This is a genomic window from Halobellus sp. GM3, assembly GCF_052545375.1.
Genome location: NZ_JBQWLT010000004.1, coordinates 299,174 through 314,978, shown reverse-complemented (window position 1 = coordinate 314,978; position 15,805 = coordinate 299,174). Strand labels below are relative to the sequence as shown.

The following is a 15,805-nucleotide window of genomic DNA, read 5'->3' as shown; positions in this document are numbered from 1 at the left end:
GGATCCGAGAAAACTATATATCCGTTTATTCGTCCTCGTTGGGGGTCACTCGCGGTCCGCTAACGACGATTCGAGGTCGTCGATGAGGTCTTCGTTGCCGACGTACACCGGCGTCCGGGCGTGGAGGTCGTCCTTCTCGACGTCCAGAAGCGACTGGCCGCCGTCCGAGGACGCGCCGCCGGCTTTCTCGACGATGTAGCCGACCGGGTACCCCTCGAACTGCACGCGGAGTTTCCCCTCCGGCGCGTTCTGCAGCGTCGGATACGCGAAGATGCCGCCGTAGGTGAGCACCTGGTTCACGTCGCCGATCATCGCCCCGCCGTAGCGGAGTTTCATCGAGGGATCCGACTCGACGGCCTCGGCGAACGACGCGAACTCGTCGACCCAGTGGGGGACGCGACCGCCGAAGCCGTACACCGACGGGTCGTCCGGAAGCGTGAGCTCCCCGTTGACGACCTGGTAGCTGCCGTCCTCGTGGATGACGTACTCGGTGACGGTCGCTTTGTCCGACCGGGCGACGGCCATCGTCGTCGTCGCGCCGTAGAGCACGTACGCGGCGGCGACGATGTCGCGACCCGACGCCGGCAGGTCGTCGTCGTAGATGGCGACGATGGTTCCCATCGCGGCGTTGGGTTCGAGGTTCGAGGAGCCATCGAGCGGATCGACGCAGACCGAGAGGCCGCTGCCGACGTCGACGCCCGCCTCCCGCTCCTCGCTGGCGTAGACGCCGACGTTCGACAGCGAGCCGATCCGCTCACAGAGCAGTTCGTCCGCGTAGACGTCCGCGGCCTTCTGTGACTCGCCGGAGGGGTTCTCCCCCTCGATGGCGACGCGGCGGCCGGGAAGGCCCCGGCGGATGTCGGGCGCGGCGCGCGCGACGACGTCCAAAACGGCGTCGACGGTCGCGTTGATCGATTCGGGGTCGGTCGGCGAGGAGTTGTCTTGCGTGGCCATCGGATCACTCGTCAAGAGGGTCGTCAGTGCCCTATTCGGTTACTGCGGGCATAAAATCTTTGTTACCGTAGGTAGATACAATGGAGCGCCGAGGTGAAGAATTCTCGGTTTATATCCCCTAACACACCCGAAACGAAGCTTTCGTGAGATTCACTCGGTGAGTAAATACTCTCCGGCTCCACTCCGTGCAACCCACGTGATCGCACCCAGCAAGGCAGAACTCCACCGGCGATCACGAGGACTCGTGCTCGCGCGCGAGTCGCCGCCACGACTCGACGCGGTCGGCGTCGAGGTCGAGCGCGTCGGCGACGCTCTCGGAATCGGCCGTCGCGAGCCGTCGTACCGAGCCGATCCCCGCCCGGCCGAGCGCGGCGGCGACCTCCTCGTCCAGCGCGTCGATCGCCGTTAGGGGCGTCGGCGCGCTCCGTCGCCGCCACGCGGCTTCGGCGTCCGTCGACGACGTCCCCGACGCCCTCTCGGCCCCCGTCGACTCCCCACCGGCGTCGGTCGACCGCGCGCCCGCCGCCGACGTCGCGTCGGTGTCGGGCCACGAGGTCGTCGTCGCGCTCTCCTCGGAGCGAGCGGCGTCATCGTCGCCATCAACCGTTCGGGCGCGCCAAGCCGCCTCCGCGTCCGCGGCGTCACCGGAGCCGTCGGTCTCGGCCCCGTCCTCGGACCAGCCCGATGACGCGGCGATCCACGCCCGCTCGTCGTCGTCCAGCCCGCGGACCTGCGTGGACCGGCGGTCGAGGTCGGTCCCGCCGCCGTCGAGCGACCACGACAGCGAGTGCTCGCGCCTGATCTTGGCCGCGACGCCCGGGTTGACGCCGGCTTCGGTCAGATCGCGGTACGCGACGCGCTTCTCGACGAGGTCCGCGACCGAGACCTCCGAGTCGCGGAGGACCGCCGCGCTCTTCGGTCCCACGAACCGCAGGTCCTCGAAGCTGTCAGGGACGCGCTCCGGGCCGCGCTCGTTGCGTCCGTCCCTCTCGTCCGCGCGTTCCGTATCGGTCGCCCCGCCATCGCGATTCTCAGACCCGGTATCCCCGCTCTCGCCGTCTTCGCGGGTGATCGTGTTCCACGGCAGCGGGATCTCGAGATCGTCGGCTCCGCCGTCGCCGTCGACTCCACCCGCATCGGTGGGGACGCGAGCGCCGTCACCAGCGAACTCCCGAGCGCCGTCCTCGTCGGTGCTCCACCGAGTAGCGGCGCTCTCTCTTCCGTCCGCGCCGCTTTCCTCCCCCTCGGCCACGCCGTCAGGCTCCCCCTCCTCGGTCACGCTTTCCTCCGTTCGGTTATACCTCCACGGTCGATAACTTGATACTGTCGACTGGTGTTTGATACCAGACAACATAGTAGAGGGCCGGTCGCCCGCTCGGCGTCCATAGCCGTACCCTATCAGAATCGATAGCCGGTCGTCAGGTTTTATCTCCGGCGGCTCCGTGCCGGTCGATAATGGCGATGATTCGCGTCGAGGGGCTGCGAAAGACCTACGGCGACTTTCCCGCCGTCGTCGACAGCGATTTCACGGTCGAGCGGGGGGAGATCTTCGGCATCGTCGGCCCGAACGGGGCGGGCAAGACGACGACGCTGAAGATGCTCGCCGGACTCGTCGAACCCACCGAGGGCGTCGCCGAGGTCGCCGACTACGACGCCGGCGATCCGGAGATGCGCCGAACCCTCGGGTTCCTCCCGGAGGAGTCGCCGCTCTATGAGGATATGACGCCCCGGTCGTACCTCCGGTTTTTCGCCGACCTGTACGACGTCCCCCGAGAGGCAGCGACCCGGCGGACCGAGGAGACGCTCGATCGCCTCGAGCTGGCCCATCGCGAGCGGCGGCTGGGCGATATGTCGAAGGGGATGAAACGGAAAGTCGCGATCGCCCGCTCGCTGGTCAACGATCCCGACCTGCTGATCTACGACGAGCCCGCCTCGGGGCTGGATCCGCTGACCACGAACTACGTCCTCGAGTTCACACAGGAGCTCGCCGACCGGGGCAAGACCGTCGTCTTCAGCGCGCACAACCTCTACCACGTCGAGAGCATCTGTGACCGGATCGTGATCATGAACCGCGGGGAGATCATCACCCGCGGGACCGTCCCCGAGATCCGAGACGAGCACGGGGCCACGAGCTATCACGTCTTCACGAGCGTCCCGGTCGAAAACGCCGAGCGAGACCCGCGCTCGAAGCCGGGGCACGAGGGAGGGGACGCGCGAGTGGACGAATCCGAGCCCACCTCCAGTCGCTATCGAAGCGTGGTTCCGGATATGGACGCCGTCGAGACGGTCCGCGAGCGCGCCGCCGCGGCCGGCGGCGAGGTCGTCGACATCCGGACGCGGGAGCAGAGCCTCGAGGACATCTTCCTCGACCTCGCCCGCGAGACGCCGACAACGTCGGCGCGGGGGCGGGCGCGGCCGCAGGACGACAGCGCGGAGACGTCCCACCCGCCGGATCGGACCGGTGGGGCCGATCCGCCCGAGAGGACATCGGACACCGATGCCGACGCGGACGCAAACAACGCCAACACCAATACCAACACCGACGCCGACGGGGGCCGACCGCGGTGACGCGGTCACTCCGCGAACGCCTCGCCGCGGTCGCCCGGATCGCACGCTGGGAGGTCGAGCGCTCCGCGGGAATCGTCGACCGGCGGACCGCGGTGCTCGGCCTCCTCGCGTTACTCCTCGCCGGGACGATTCTCGGATCCGGCGCGCTCGCCGGCGGCGTCGCACTCGACCGCGACATCTACCGGGTCGGCGTCGACGACGACAGTCCGTACCGCGAGCCAGTCGAACGCAGCGCCGCGCTCGACGCCCGGCCAGCCGACCCCGACGCGCTTCGGGAGGGTGATCTCGACGTGCTGGTCCGCGACGGTGATTTCCGCGCCGCCGACACGCCGAAGGGGCGGGCGGCGCTGTCGGAGCTCCGGTCGTCGATCCGCGCATACAACGTCGGTCAGATGCGCGCCGAAGAGAACGGCTCCGCCGCGTTCCCCGTCGTCGTGGTCCTCCAGTACGTCTCTCGGTCGGAGGCCATTCCCGACGACGCGTTCGCCGACGACGGCGGCTCCGAGGGGACGATCGAGATCGAGGTGACGTCCGGCGGTGACGGATCCGGAGGCGACGGGACGAGCGACGGCGGTTCTGACTCCGAGGGAGACGACACCGACGAGTCGGCGGCCGCCGGCTCCGCCGGGCCGCTCGGCGTCCCGGCGCTCTCCGGGATCAACCCGCTCGGCGGCGGATCGGGGTCGCCCGCGGAGATCGAACCGCCGTTTCCCTTCGGCTCGCTCGTGCTCGCGTTCGCCTTCTTGGTGCCGATGAACTTCGTCGTGCAGGCGTACGGGAGCACGATGCTCGCAGAGCGGATCAACCGCCGCGGCGAACTGCTGCTCGTCGCGCCGGTCTCGCCGGTCGACATCGTCGCGGGGAAGACGCTCCCGTACCTCGGCGCGATGATCGCGCTCACGGCGCTCATCGCGATTGCGGTCGGCGGCAGCGTGGTCTCGATCGCGGCCGTGCTGCCGATCGCGCTGCTCTTTCTCGCGGCGACGTTCGCCGGCGCGATGTTCGCGCGCTCGTTCAAGGAGCTCACGTTCGTGACGGTCACGGTCTCGGTGTTCCTGACCGCCTACACGTTCGTGCCCGCGATATTCGCGAACGTCACGCCGATCGCGCTCATCTCGCCGCTGACGGTCGTCGTCCGCGACCTCCAGCCGCTGGAGTCGGTGACGCCCGGCGCGTTCCTCTTTGCGACCGGGCCGTTCGCCCTCTGTGCGGGCGTGCTGTTCCTGCTCGGTAGCGGCATCTACCGCGAGGAAGACCTCTTCACGCAGCGGTCGGTGCCGCTGAAGTTCCTCGACGCGCTGGCGGCGCGCGTGTCGCGACCCCGCGACGTCGCCGTCCTCTCGGGGCTTTCGATCCCGTTCGTCTTCGTCGCGGAACTGCTCGCGATCGCCGTGCTCTTTGCGCTCCCGGTGTCGCTCACGGTTCCGCTCCTGCTGCTCGTCGTCGCGCTCGTCGAGGAACTCGCAAAGAGCCTCCACGTCTACGCCGCCTTCGAGAAGGGACGCTTCCGGCGGGTGCCGCGCGTCGCGCTCGTCTTGGGCGCGCTCTCGGGGCTGGGGTTCTTCGTCGGCGAGAAGTTCACCGCCGTCGTGCAGGTGGTCGGACTCCCCGAACTGGCGCTCGGGCAGGCCGCGTTCGCGCCCTCCGGAATCGGCGTGTTCTCCGCGGCGGGGCTGCTCTTCGCCCCGCTTGCGCTGCACGTCGTCACCGCCGGGCTGACCGCGCTGGGGGCGATGCGCGGCCTGCGGTGGTACGCCGCCGCGTTCGTCGGCAGCGTCGTCGTTCACACGGCGTACAACCTCACGGTGGTGAGTGCCCTTGGCTGATCGCCCCGCCCCGCGGAAGGGGTCGAGCGACCGATCGGAGACGGACCCGCGCGTAACGATCGCGCGCCGCGAGCTGGGGAGCCTCCGCAAGGAGAAGACGATCGTCCTCGCGCTGGCGCTGCAGCTGTTCATCGCGGCGTTCTCGTCGTTCCTCGTCGTCGGGCTCGTCTCCCTGTACGACCCTGGGCAGGTCGACGGCTACGAGGTCGACGTCGCGGTGACGGGCGACGCCGCCGAGGACCTGATCCGCGCCTCGCGGGAGGTCCGCGGCGTCGACGCGCAGTTCTACCGCTCCGAGGAGACGGCGATGCGGGCGTTCCACGAGTACCGGGCCACGGGAGTCGACGCGGTGCTCGTCGCGGAGACGAACGACGACCGGGTGTTCGTGCGGGCGGTCGCGCCCGACTCGAACGTCCAGACGACGATCGTCGTCGTCCAGCTCCGCGACGTGGTGCGCTCTTTCGAGCGCGCAGAGCGGGTCGATCGCGCGGCGCATCTCGAATCGCTCCCGCTGGAGCTGCCGCCGGAGGCGTCCTCGAGCCCCTATTTCGGCTTCACGTACACGGTGTTGCTCCCGCTGTTGCTGTTTCTGCCCGTCTTCATCTCCGGCTCCGTGACGGTCGATTCGCTCTCGGAGGAGATCGAACGGGGGACGCTGGAGCTGCTGTTGGTCGCGCCGGTCTCGCTCTCCGACGTCGTCGACGGCAAACTGCTCGCGGCGGCCGGCCTCGCACCGGCGCAGGCCGCGCTCTGGATCGGTCTGCTCGAACTGAACGGGACGGCAGTCGCGAACGTGCCGGCGCTCCTCGCGCTGGTCGCGGCGATGGCGCTCCTGATCTGTGGACTCGGCGCGGCGGTCGCACTGCTCGCGCCCGAGCGGCGCGCCGCGCAGTTCCTCTACTCCGTGGGCGTCCTGTTCGTCTTCGGCGGGACGACGCTCCTCGCGAACGGTCCGATCACCGCCGCGTCGCGGCTCGCGATCGATAGCGCGGGGGCCGCGGAGTTTCTCTCGGTCGCTGTGGTCGTGGTCGCCTCGATAGCCGTCTACGGCGGCGTTCGGAGGCTCCTCGCCCGGGTCGACGTCGACGACCGCTGAGCGGTGGCGGTCGTGTCTGGGCGCCGGCAGAGACAGGCGTCTCACAACGCCGGCAGAGACGGGCACCTGTGGGCACGAAGGCGGAACGCACACAAACCCGGGGATCCAGAGTGGGAGTATGGGACTCGGAGGAACGGCCAAGAAGCTTCAGAAGGTGACCGAGATGGCAGAGGACGTCTACGTGCGGCTGAACGACCTCCGCGATCAAGTGGTCGAAATGCGCGAGACGACCAAGGAGACGAGCGACCGCGTCGATCGCCTCGAAACGGAGACCGCGGAGGTGCGCGCGATCCTCGACGCGCTCGCCGAGCGGGAGGGTATCGACGTCGAGAGCGTCACCGCAGACGCTCACATCATCGATGCCGAGGGCGCTGACGAGGCGTCGACCGCGACTGCGGACGAGGCGTCGGTGTCGACCGCGGACGCCGAGGAACCGGGCGCAGGCGACGGCTCCTGATCAGCGCGCCTGTCACGACACGCCATCGGATACGGCGACCTCCCGGCGCGGCCGACGTACTTGGTTCACAGAGTACGACAAAACGCCCGGCTCAGCCGAGGAGCCGCGCGTGTTCGACCTTCATACACTTGTCTTGGACGAAGTTGATTCCGGCGTCTGCGGCCCGCTCGCCGGCGTCGTCGTCGGTGATTCCGAGTTGGAGCCACACGGCCGCCACGTCGCCGACATCCTCGCGGCGCTCGATCGCCGCGTCGACGATGTCGCCCGCCTCCTCGCTCGGTCGGAACACGTCGACGATCCCGATATCGATCGACTCCGGCACGTCCGCGAGGGAGTCGTAGGCGGGTTCGCCGAGGACCTCGTCGGCGAACGGGTTGACGGGGACGACTCGGTAGCCGTGTCGCTTGAGGTACGCCGGGATGTCGTGTGCGGCTTTGCCGGCCGTGGTCGAACAGCCGACCACGGCGACGGTGTCGTGGTCCAGTACCGCTTCGAGTCCGTCGTCGTCGGTCACGGGCATACCCGACACCAAGTGCGGCGGAGGTAAAATACTGCCGTGCGCCGCTACCGAGTACCAGCAGGGGACGAGAAGCGCACTCCGGTGCGTCGTCGGACGGTCAGTGACTCGCCAGTCGCACCGACGGCGGGCCGTCCTCCTGCGTGGTCACGATGCCGTCGAAGAGCTGTTTCAGCGTGTTCATCGTCTGATCGTCGTGGGCGCTCTCGTCGATCGCGAAGACGCCGAGTCCGTCGACGCTCTGAATCCGACCGGTGAAGACGTGCAGGAAGCGAAACACCGTCTGCAAGTCGGCGTACATCAGAAGCGTCGACAGCGAGTGCAGCATCACCCGGTTCCGCTCGATGCCCCGGTCCTGATAGAACGCCTGCAGGAACTCCGAGAGCTTGATCCCGATTCCGGTCATATCGACCGGCGAGGACGTGTATTTGATCCGCTTGTCGTCCCGGATCTCGCCGACGCCCTGCTGGCGCGTGACGCAGTCCACGACCGCGACCGGCCGGTCCTCGTAGTCGATGCGCGTGGCGTAGTCTTCGAGCACGCGATCGGCGCTGTCTTTCGTGGTGACGATGATCGCGCCTTCTCCCTTCTCCGTGCCCGACGCGAGGATGTCGAGACAGAGCGACCGCTTACCGGACATCGGCGGACCGCTCACCAGGATGTTCGTTCCCGGTTGGACCTCCTCCTCGAGGTCCGGGCCGAGGTCATACATCCGGGGTCCTCGGCGTCGAACCGCCAGCTAGAACGGGAGCATTGGTCGTCCGATGGATCGACTCGCCGGGAGTCATTAGACGAATAGACGATAACGGGTGCAGATAATATTCTTTTTGATTGTCTCACCGGTCACACGACGTTGAGGACCTCGACCGCGCGCCCGACGACGAACGCCCCCGTCGCGAGGAACATCCCCCGCTTTAACCGCCGCTGTGCGGTCGAGGCGTCCGAGAACGAGCGCAGCACCGCCGAGAGCATCACGCCGTCTGCCGGCACGACGAGCGCCAGATAGACGATCCCGAACGTGCCCAAAAGAAACGGGACGACGCTCGCGGCGACGGCCACGACTAATACGACCGCGGCGGCCCGGAGCGCCGTCGCGTCCCCGACGACGACCGGCAGCGTGCGTAGCCCCTCCGCCCGGTCGCCCGCGATGTCTTCGACGTCCTTGATCACCTCTCGGGTCACGGTCGCCAGCGCGGCCAGTGCGAACAACACGAGCACCGCCGGATCGTCGAGCCGACCGACCGCGGCGCCACCAAACAGGAACGTCGACCCCGTCAGGTAGCCGACAACGACGTTTCCGACCGCCGGAAGTCCCTTAAATAGCTCCGTGTACGCGAGCAACGCGAGCAGATTCACCACGGCGATGAGGACCGCCGCGATCGGGAGCACGAGGACGGCGAGGACGGCCCCGAGAAAGAGCGCCGCGCTGAACGCGAGCGCGCCGCGTGCGGTGACCGCGCCGCGGGGAATCGGGCGGTCGGGTCGGTTGACGCGGTCGATCTCGCGATCGAAGTAGTCGTTGATCGCGTTTCCAGCCGCCGTCGCGAAGATCGTCGCGGCGACGGCCGCGGCGACGGGGACCGCTCCCGAACCGAGTCCCGAGGCGACGAATGCGCCGGTGAATGTGAGGACGCCTGCGGCGACCGCGTTCCCCGATCGCATCAGATCGAAGAGGCCACGAGCGGTCGCTGCCGAAGGTCGCCCGTCGGGTGCCATACGTACCTCCTGTCCCCGGCTTCGAGATAAATGGCGCGAAGTCGCCCGCCCCGAATCCGTGGGTTTAAATCGTCGCATCCGGAACCCAGAATCGAGGGCGCTTAGCTCAGTTTGGACAGAGTGCTTGGCTTCGGACCAAGTTGTCGCGGGTTCAAATCCTGCAGCGCCCATAGCTTAACAACGCGATTCTTCGCATTTCAGTATGGGTGACTAGAAGCGGTTATCTCCCCGATATCAGCACTTCGGAGAATTGAGAGAAGCATCTCTCAGCCGATCCAACGTTGTGACCACACGCGGGTCCGAGCCGTCGGGCGGTCGGCTTCGCAAACCAAGGGTGAGGTTCGATGATGGATCTCTCGCGAGGTTCGTCCGAGGACCACGGCCGCTGTCTCCACTGCGGGACCCACGTCAGTCGGGACTTCCGGCGGACCTTCGGCGACGAGGAGAACCGCGCCCATCGGTGCCAAGCGTGCGACAGTCGTCCACGGATCCAGAAGGGATCCGCTGCCGGTCAGTCCGTTACGTACCCCGACCCCGCCGAACAGCAGGGACGGAACAAGGGGCCGCGCGCTCGGCCGTGCGTTTGACCACGTTCCTGATCCCGCGCTCGGAGAGATCTACGAGCGGCTCGTCGCGGGCGATATCCTCCGCGGTCTGGTATCGGTGGATGTCGCCTTCGAGGTCCTTCGGAAGGTAGGCGTCGCGAGGCTTCCCGCCGTTGCCCGTCGTGTCCTTTCCCTCCGGCACCCGGAGGCGGTAGTGATCACCGTCCTCGGTTCGCTTGACGTGCTTCGGACAGATCTGCGGGGTCTCGGAGGCCCGGAGTCCAACGTAGCCGCCGAGTTGGATCACGAGATCGTCCCGGTGGGTCGCCGCCGCGCGTCGGAGATCGTCGAGCTCGTCGGCGGTCATCCACACGTGATACTGATCCGGCCGCGAGGTGGCTTCTAATCTCATTCCGGTTTGTCCTGAGAAGGAGTCAGTATAAGGTGGGGATGCGGCGTGATCAGCGCGGAATCAGGGCCGATTTCGGGCGTTCGCTTCCGACTTCTGTATCTACCCGGAAGTTGTATATAGGTGAAAATAATTTTTCATTATATGAACCGTCGACATTTTCTCACTTCCTCTTGTGGTTTGATGGCGACTGTTGCAGGGTGTTCTGGTTCTTCAAACGATATTCAAGATTCTGACGGGGATGGTGTGATTGATAGCGAGGACTACGCTCCACACGATCCAGAGGTGCAAGAAAAATCAGATCTCAGAGACACAACTACAGTTACACCTATTCCAGAACCAACGTCAACACCAGTTCCAACAACGACCAATAAATCAGAAGACGAGACGCTTAGAGTGACCGATGACTATTGGCAGGATATTTCACATATCACCGAGTACAGTGCTGATCACGTCTCCGTTGAAGTCAGTCCAGAACATCCAAGCGCGGACTTTGATACTGCAAAAGTCTTTATTGGTATCGCCGATTTTTCTCGGAACCAAGTCCTCAGAGAAATACTGAGTTCAGAATTTGAGTACGGTGATCAGGTGGTGTCCCGAACAGTGGAGATCGACTCGCTAGCCTTTGACCCAGACTCAAAATACTACTATTATGCGGGGCTCGTGTCTGGAGATGTCACCTCAACGTCTACTGTCGACCCTGAACAGGCAGTGACTATAATGGAGACCGACGCTTTCAGATGGAATCAAGATTCAGCAGAAATCACAGCTACCTCATTCCCAAATGAACTCTCTGATGATTCAGGGGGTAACTATTCAAGAAATTCCGTAGAGGGCGCTTATCTCCTTGAACTCTCGGGACGTTCTTTTGGTCAGAGGTGGACCGTGGATTTCTTTGCCCGAAAATCGGCCTATTCGAGAGCAGTTCAGAGAAGTCGAGGACGGTCTCGGCCTGAATATGTTCAATTTGAGTTAACGAGTGGTACGGCTACCGGCTTGGCAAAATTACTTCAGGAAGTGGCCGACGATCGCGACTATTCTGACACTGAGGCAGCCGCGTTCGTGATCGACTTCGTACAGGCCCTGCCCTATGTCCCTGATGATGTCAGTAAGGGATACGATGATTATACCAAGTTCATTATGGAAACTGTGACTGAGATGGGTGGTGATTGTGAGGATACAGCGGTCCTTCTCGCAAGTATCCTTCAAGCAGAACCCTTCAATTACGATACGATCTTAATTCAGCCACCGGGGCATATGGCAGTGGGTATCTACCAGAGCAATCCTTCTGGATACTACTTCGAATTCGAGGGTCGGAAATACTCGTACGTCGAAACTACAGGACAAGGGTGGAGTATCGGAGACTGTCCTGAGGAATACCAAGGTGTTGAGTCCCGCCTCTATCAAGTCTAATTTACTTATTTGTGCATCCTGCCGGTCACACGTAGAGAAAGTACGATCCCTCGAATTGCACAAGCGGAGCGACGCGACTTGTGCGAAAGCGGTCGACCTTCGGCGTGATCGAGGCGGATCCGAACCGCGGACACGTCGGGAGTATATAAGCGCGCGTGCGTTTGACCCCGTTCGTTTGCTTGAGAGCGACGCCGATTCGAGGGGGTTGTGCAAGAAATGAGGATCGAAGCGACCGACGAACGACAGAGACTGTGGGAGAACCTCCTCGAGGCGACCGACCAGTCCGCGAAGTCGAAGGCGCTCGACGACGCCGCACGGTACTACTGTCGGATGCGCGGCGACGTCGCAGGCTATGGGACCGGGAAGGTCGAGGAGCTACTTCGGGCAGCCGACGAGCGCGGTTCGCTCACGGCTTCGGAGATCGCGGAGATTCTCGACTCCCGAGAACTCTCCGTGTCATATGAGACCAGTTGGTCACTGGGAGACTGATCGCGTTCGGTATCGGCTACCTATTCCGAGCAATCCATTTACAGAACTCCTCGAAATCGTTCGCTCCGGCGTCCTCAGCGATGTCGTGGAGCGTCCCAATGCTGATGCTGTCGTGGTACGGCACGCTCACGGTTCGAGAATCTACGTCCGGGCCATCCGGATGTTGCCACTTCAGAATATAGTGGTCTCCAGCGATCCGGTCGACCCAGAAATTACCCTTGTTACAGAGGACCTTAACGATCTCTTTCCCCGAAAAGTCCCGCGTGACCATCGTCGCTATTCGAGAACGTCCGGGAGCTCTCCTCCCAAAGTGTTCTGCTCGGGGTCGATCCCGAGCTCTCGGAGTTCCTCGTCTGTCGGCTCGCGTCCACCCTGTCCGCGGACCGCGTCGACGACCGCATCGAGATTTTCGAGGGCGCCCTGACGCGTCTCGCCTTGCGCTGATATCTCGGCCTCGAGGTCCCTCGCCGTCCACTTCCCATCCGGGTTCTTCGTAAGGGTGATACTCGGCGTTCGCGCCGAATCAGTCCCCGAATCGGTACTCATACACCGTGCTATGGCACGTTCCGGCATAAGGATTCGGACGTTTCACCCGTGATTTACTTTCACTCCGGATGGCTCGCCTACAAGTCAGCGAACCGATTAGTACGAGCCGATGATCCTCGACGCGCGGGCACTCCGTGATGCGTTTCTCCCGCAAGAACTCTACCACCGAAACAACGAAATCGGTCACATCTCCTCGTGTCTTCGGCCGATCCAAGACGACCTGAGCGGCGAGCACGCGCTCATTACAGGCCCCTCGGGAGCGGGGAAGACGACGCTGGCCCGGTACGTCAGCCAGCAGCTGGAAACGCAGACCCTCGGTGTCAGGACCGGATACGTGAACTGTATGTCAGCGAACACCACGACGGGAGCCGTCCACACGCTCCTCCGAGATGCGCGGGTTGGGCTGGACCTCCCGCGCGATTCGACGGCGCGGAGCGAATACTTCGAGCGGGTTCGGACCACCGACGACCAGCTGGTGTTCATCGTCGACGAGGTCGACATCTTCGATGATTAAGGCGTCCTGCTCTCGCTGTACGATCAGCCCAACGTGACGCTCCTGATGGTGTGCATCGACGAGGACGCGTTTCTCTCTGCCGTGGATACGCGCGTCCAGTCGCGCGTTCGCGCCGCGAGGTCGGTGGAGTTGGAGAAGTACCACGACGACCAGATCATCGACATCCTCCGCGGTCGCGCCGACGCGGGGCTCGCACCCGACGCCGTCGACGAGGAAACGCTCGCGACGATCGCCGATCTGGCCGCCGGGGACGCGCGGCTCGCGATCGCGTTGCTTCGTCAAGCGGCGGAAGAGGCGGAGACTGAGGGACAGGACCACCTGAGCCCGGGCCTCGTCGCGTCCGTCAGCGACTCGGCGACGACGGAGGTCCACGAGCGGAACGTCGCACTCCTCTCGACGCACCAGCGACTCCTCTATGAGATCATCGCCGAGGCCGGAGTGATCGGCGCGAAAGAACTGCGTCTGGCGTACGAGTCAGAGGCATCGTCGCCGAAATCCCCGGCGACGAGACGGCGGTACCTAGACTCGCTGGAGCGGTACGGACTGATCGAGCAGCGCGGCTCGACTCGGGATACGACGTACTGTGCCGCGGAATCCACATCACGGATTCCACAGTGAACGCGGTCGGTTCTACGGCGGGTTCTCGGCAGTGTTCAACGCGTCGAACGAGCCTGTCTCGTAGGCTCGACGCCAAAGACTGTGAACCGCTCGTGCTACCAGCATCGGGTCCGTGGTCGTGATACAGGACCGCTCGACGTCGTCAGAGCGGGCGTCCGGCGGCGTGTGAAAGTGCTTCTCGGGAGCGTCCGGCTTCGGATGGTAATCGAACCGGAAGTCGACGCCCCGCTCGTCGGTGTGGTGAAAACTGTAGTAGCCCCGCTGGAACCATCGGACGTCGAAGCGACACCACTCGGCGTTGCCGACGCCGTCGTCGAATCGGATCTGTAGCTTCGTCGGATCGAGGCGACTGTCGAATCCCGCCTCTCCGACGAGCCCGTCGACGCTCGCGAACACGTCTTTGATCTCCGTGAGCGCAATGTCGTCGATCGGACCGACAGCACCCTCGATATCCGTGTCTCCGGTTATCTACGCCGCCGACTGGGTGGTATCGTCGCCGAGCGCGCCGCGGCCGTGAACCGCCGTAGACCCCTCCGCGACTCGCGCCGCCGCAGAGCGGCTGTCGTCCGGATCGAAGTCGTAGAGCGCGAGCGCCGCCTGGGCGATTTCGAGGTTCTGTTCGATCTGCTGCCAGCGGGTGAGATCCTCCCAGCCGTCGTCGCCGGGCTCTAGATCGAGCGTGAGTTCGTCGACGTCGTCGGCGTCGTGTCGCTCCCGGAGCTCCCGGCGCTCCTCTCTCAGTTCCCGGATCGCCTCGCGGATCTCGTCTTTCGTGTGCTCGCGGTGGATGTCGGCGATCCGGCGCATCGCCAGCATCTGCGGCGCGCGCATATAGCGGGTGCCGTCGTCGGTCGCGATCGCCTTGACGCGGCCGGTCTCCGCGAGCGCCGAGAGGTGCTTTCGCGCCGTCGGCTCGCTCACCCGCGCCCGGTCGGCGATCTCGCCCGCGGTCTGGGGCTCGGTCGTGACGTCGATGATCTGCCGGACGCGCTCGAAGGTCGTCGTGTCGGCCTTCCAGTCCTCGGCGACGGCCTCGTTGACGTCGCCCTGCCAGCGATCGTCCGTGGGTTCCGGATCGGTCATACGCGTCTCTACTGTCGCGTGCGATAAAATGTTTTCCCAGAGAAAAGCATATTTTGTAAGAAGTGGTTCGGAACGATCTCGAACAGTCAGTACGTAACGACTTCCAACCCTTCGACGTCCCGAAAATCGGTATCGTTCGAGACGACAGGCTCGTCGAGCAGCAGTCCGTGAGCGGCGACAACGGAATCGGCTCCATCGAGGTTTTTCAGTTCGTCGGAGGCCGCGTGTTTGCCCCGAAGCGTCCCCGATCGGCGGGCAACCGTTTCGTCTTGAACGGGCACGGTTGCCGAGCGAAAGAGCGTTTCATAGGTACGGCGAATCCGACCGGCCTTCTCGTCGTCGGTCATCTTCCCGAGTCCGTAGAAGAGCTCTGCGACGACGGCCGAGGGGATTCGCCTCGGAGATCCGGTGGATTCGATCTCTCCGGCCAATTCTCGGGCGTCCGGATCTTGGACGGCCAACTGTCCGAGGTACTGCGTATCGAGAATCACGGGAGCTGTTCCTCAAGCTCCTCTCGGTTCCCCTCGTCGGACTCCTCAAGAGCTGTTTCGAGTTCGTCCGGGTCCCAATGATCCTCGCTCAGTTCGGCCATATCGTCGGCGAAATCGAGGAGCGTGTAGTCGTCGACCAGCCGTTCGAGCGCGTCACTCAGCGTCTCTCCCGGTCGTTTCTCCGATTTGATCCGCGCGTAGAGGTCTTCGCTCACCCGGATCTGTTTCGTCCCCATACCTCCCCGTTGACGCCGTTGACAGGAAAATGTACCGCCGATGGGCGCGTTCTACAGTGAGATGCGGACTCATCGTCGCAGCGACTCGAATTGTCCACTGCACCGGATTCGTTCATCGTTCGCTCATCATTCGTTCACTGGCGAGTGACGGATCGAACGCCGCTAGTGGTCGATTTCCTCGAACGACTCCGCTTTCGCCCACGGCCCCAACAGCGGTATTTCGGTATCGGTCGTCGTCGAGATCGTGTCCCGAACGCAACGCGCCCGTTCACCCGAACCGTCTCACGAACTGCTCGTGGATCTCTCAGCGCACGGCTTCGAGCCCGG

The 15,805-nt window shown here is 64.5% G+C and carries 20 protein-coding genes, 1 tRNA gene and 1 pseudogene; 10 read left to right on the top strand and 12 right to left on the bottom strand.

The annotated features are described in order from the left end of the window. Positions 1-45: 45 nt before the first annotated feature. Positions 46-954, bottom strand: coding sequence for a class 1 fructose-bisphosphatase (locus tag ACT3HL_RS08960; RefSeq protein WP_445086480.1), 909 nt, complete (start codon positions 952-954; stop codon positions 46-48). A 232-nt stretch (positions 955-1,186) separates the two neighbouring features. Beyond that, complete coding sequence (locus ACT3HL_RS08955) at positions 1,187-2,233, bottom strand: DUF7409 domain-containing protein (protein WP_445086479.1); 1,047 nt, start codon at positions 2,231-2,233, stop codon at positions 1,187-1,189. A gap of 182 nt (positions 2,234-2,415) precedes the next feature. Between ACT3HL_RS08955 and ACT3HL_RS08950 the strand changes: the two genes are divergently transcribed. From ACT3HL_RS08950 to ACT3HL_RS08935, 4 genes are all read left to right on the top strand, one after another. After that, on the top strand, positions 2,416-3,522 hold the full coding sequence (locus ACT3HL_RS08950; protein WP_445086502.1) for an ATP-binding cassette domain-containing protein: 1,107 nt from the start codon (positions 2,416-2,418) through the stop codon (positions 3,520-3,522). Continuing rightward, entirely contained in the window at positions 3,519-5,348 is a 1,830-nt protein-coding gene (locus ACT3HL_RS08945) for a PrsW family intramembrane metalloprotease (protein WP_445086478.1), read from the top strand. The genes ACT3HL_RS08950 and ACT3HL_RS08945 overlap by 4 nt, the downstream gene beginning before the upstream one ends. After that, a complete protein-coding gene (locus tag ACT3HL_RS08940) occupies positions 5,341-6,444 on the top strand; it encodes an ABC transporter permease (protein ID WP_445086477.1) in 1,104 nt (367 codons plus the stop codon). The genes ACT3HL_RS08945 and ACT3HL_RS08940 overlap by 8 nt, the downstream gene beginning before the upstream one ends. A 118-nt stretch (positions 6,445-6,562) precedes the next feature. Beyond that, positions 6,563-6,901, top strand: coding sequence for a DUF5798 family protein (locus ACT3HL_RS08935; RefSeq protein ID WP_445086476.1), 339 nt, complete (start codon positions 6,563-6,565; stop codon positions 6,899-6,901). Positions 6,902-6,992: 91 nt separating this feature from the next. On the opposite strand, the gene ACT3HL_RS08930 is transcribed toward ACT3HL_RS08935, so the two are convergent. The 3 genes from ACT3HL_RS08930 to ACT3HL_RS08920 all read right to left on the bottom strand — a co-directional run bounded on the left by ACT3HL_RS08930 (position 6,993) and on the right by ACT3HL_RS08920 (position 9,134). Continuing rightward, entirely contained in the window at positions 6,993-7,421 is a 429-nt protein-coding gene (locus ACT3HL_RS08930) for a CoA-binding protein (protein ID WP_445086475.1), read from the bottom strand. Positions 7,422-7,518: 97 nt separating this feature from the next. Beyond that, positions 7,519-8,130: a DUF7504 family protein gene (locus ACT3HL_RS08925; protein WP_445086474.1), complete on the bottom strand. Its 612-nt coding sequence runs from the start codon at positions 8,128-8,130 to the stop codon at positions 7,519-7,521. Positions 8,131-8,261: 131 nt separating this feature from the next. Continuing rightward, positions 8,262-9,134, bottom strand: a complete 873-nt coding sequence (locus ACT3HL_RS08920) for a geranylgeranylglycerol-phosphate geranylgeranyltransferase (protein WP_445086473.1) — start codon at positions 9,132-9,134, stop codon at positions 8,262-8,264. A gap of 95 nt (positions 9,135-9,229) precedes the next feature. Between ACT3HL_RS08920 and ACT3HL_RS08915 the strand changes: the two genes are divergently transcribed. Continuing rightward, positions 9,230-9,304 (top strand) — tRNA-Arg (locus ACT3HL_RS08915). Positions 9,305-9,478: 174 nt separating this feature from the next. Continuing rightward, positions 9,479-9,721, top strand: coding sequence for a DUF7563 family protein (locus ACT3HL_RS08910; RefSeq protein WP_445086472.1), 243 nt, complete (start codon positions 9,479-9,481; stop codon positions 9,719-9,721). On the opposite strand, the pseudogene ACT3HL_RS08905 reads toward ACT3HL_RS08910, so the two are convergent. Then, positions 9,696-10,091 (bottom strand): annotated as a pseudogene (locus tag ACT3HL_RS08905) (site-specific integrase); the annotation flags it as partial. The gene ACT3HL_RS08910 and the pseudogene ACT3HL_RS08905 overlap by 26 nt on opposite strands. A 180-nt stretch (positions 10,092-10,271) precedes the next feature. Here ACT3HL_RS08905 and ACT3HL_RS08900 point away from each other — a divergent pair. Then, a complete protein-coding gene (locus ACT3HL_RS08900; RefSeq protein ID WP_445086471.1) occupies positions 10,272-11,501 on the top strand; it encodes a hypothetical protein in 1,230 nt (409 codons plus the stop codon). 216 nt (positions 11,502-11,717) lie between these two features. Next, positions 11,718-11,990 carry a hypothetical protein gene (locus ACT3HL_RS08895; protein ID WP_445086470.1) on the top strand — a complete coding sequence of 91 codons (273 nt, stop codon included), beginning with the start codon at positions 11,718-11,720 and terminating at the stop codon, positions 11,988-11,990. Positions 11,991-12,006: 16 nt separating this feature from the next. Here the strand turns inward: ACT3HL_RS08895 and ACT3HL_RS08890 are convergent, their stop codons facing one another. Both ACT3HL_RS08890 and ACT3HL_RS08885 read right to left on the bottom strand, forming a co-directional pair. Next, positions 12,007-12,261, bottom strand: coding sequence for a type II toxin-antitoxin system HicA family toxin (locus ACT3HL_RS08890; RefSeq protein WP_445086469.1), 255 nt, complete (start codon positions 12,259-12,261; stop codon positions 12,007-12,009). 5 nt (positions 12,262-12,266) lie between these two features. Further along, complete coding sequence (locus ACT3HL_RS08885; RefSeq protein ID WP_445086468.1) at positions 12,267-12,536, bottom strand: type II toxin-antitoxin system HicB family antitoxin; 270 nt, start codon at positions 12,534-12,536, stop codon at positions 12,267-12,269. A gap of 109 nt (positions 12,537-12,645) precedes the next feature. On the opposite strand from ACT3HL_RS08885, the gene ACT3HL_RS08880 reads away from it, so the two are divergent. Continuing rightward, positions 12,646-13,050 carry an AAA family ATPase gene (locus tag ACT3HL_RS08880; protein WP_445086467.1) on the top strand — a complete coding sequence of 135 codons (405 nt, stop codon included), beginning with the start codon at positions 12,646-12,648 and terminating at the stop codon, positions 13,048-13,050. 45 nt (positions 13,051-13,095) lie between these two features. Further along, on the top strand, positions 13,096-13,668 hold the full coding sequence (locus ACT3HL_RS08875; RefSeq protein WP_445086466.1) for a hypothetical protein: 573 nt from the start codon (positions 13,096-13,098) through the stop codon (positions 13,666-13,668). A gap of 12 nt (positions 13,669-13,680) precedes the next feature. Here ACT3HL_RS08875 and ACT3HL_RS08870 read toward each other — a convergent pair whose 3' ends face one another. From ACT3HL_RS08870 to ACT3HL_RS08855, 4 genes are all read right to left on the bottom strand, one after another. Then, positions 13,681-14,064 (bottom strand): hypothetical protein, encoded by a 384-nt coding sequence (locus ACT3HL_RS08870; RefSeq protein ID WP_445086465.1) that lies wholly within the window; start codon positions 14,062-14,064, stop codon positions 13,681-13,683. 72 nt (positions 14,065-14,136) lie between these two features. Next, a complete protein-coding gene (locus ACT3HL_RS08865) occupies positions 14,137-14,751 on the bottom strand; it encodes a DUF7342 family protein (protein ID WP_445086464.1) in 615 nt (204 codons plus the stop codon). Between the two features lie 86 nt (positions 14,752-14,837). Beyond that, positions 14,838-15,242, bottom strand: coding sequence for a PIN domain-containing protein (locus ACT3HL_RS08860; protein WP_445086463.1), 405 nt, complete (start codon positions 15,240-15,242; stop codon positions 14,838-14,840). Then, positions 15,239-15,478, bottom strand: coding sequence for an antitoxin VapB family protein (locus ACT3HL_RS08855; protein ID WP_445086462.1), 240 nt, complete (start codon positions 15,476-15,478; stop codon positions 15,239-15,241). Before ACT3HL_RS08855 ends, ACT3HL_RS08860 begins: the two co-directional genes overlap by 4 nt. Between the last annotated feature and the right edge of the window lie 327 nt (positions 15,479-15,805).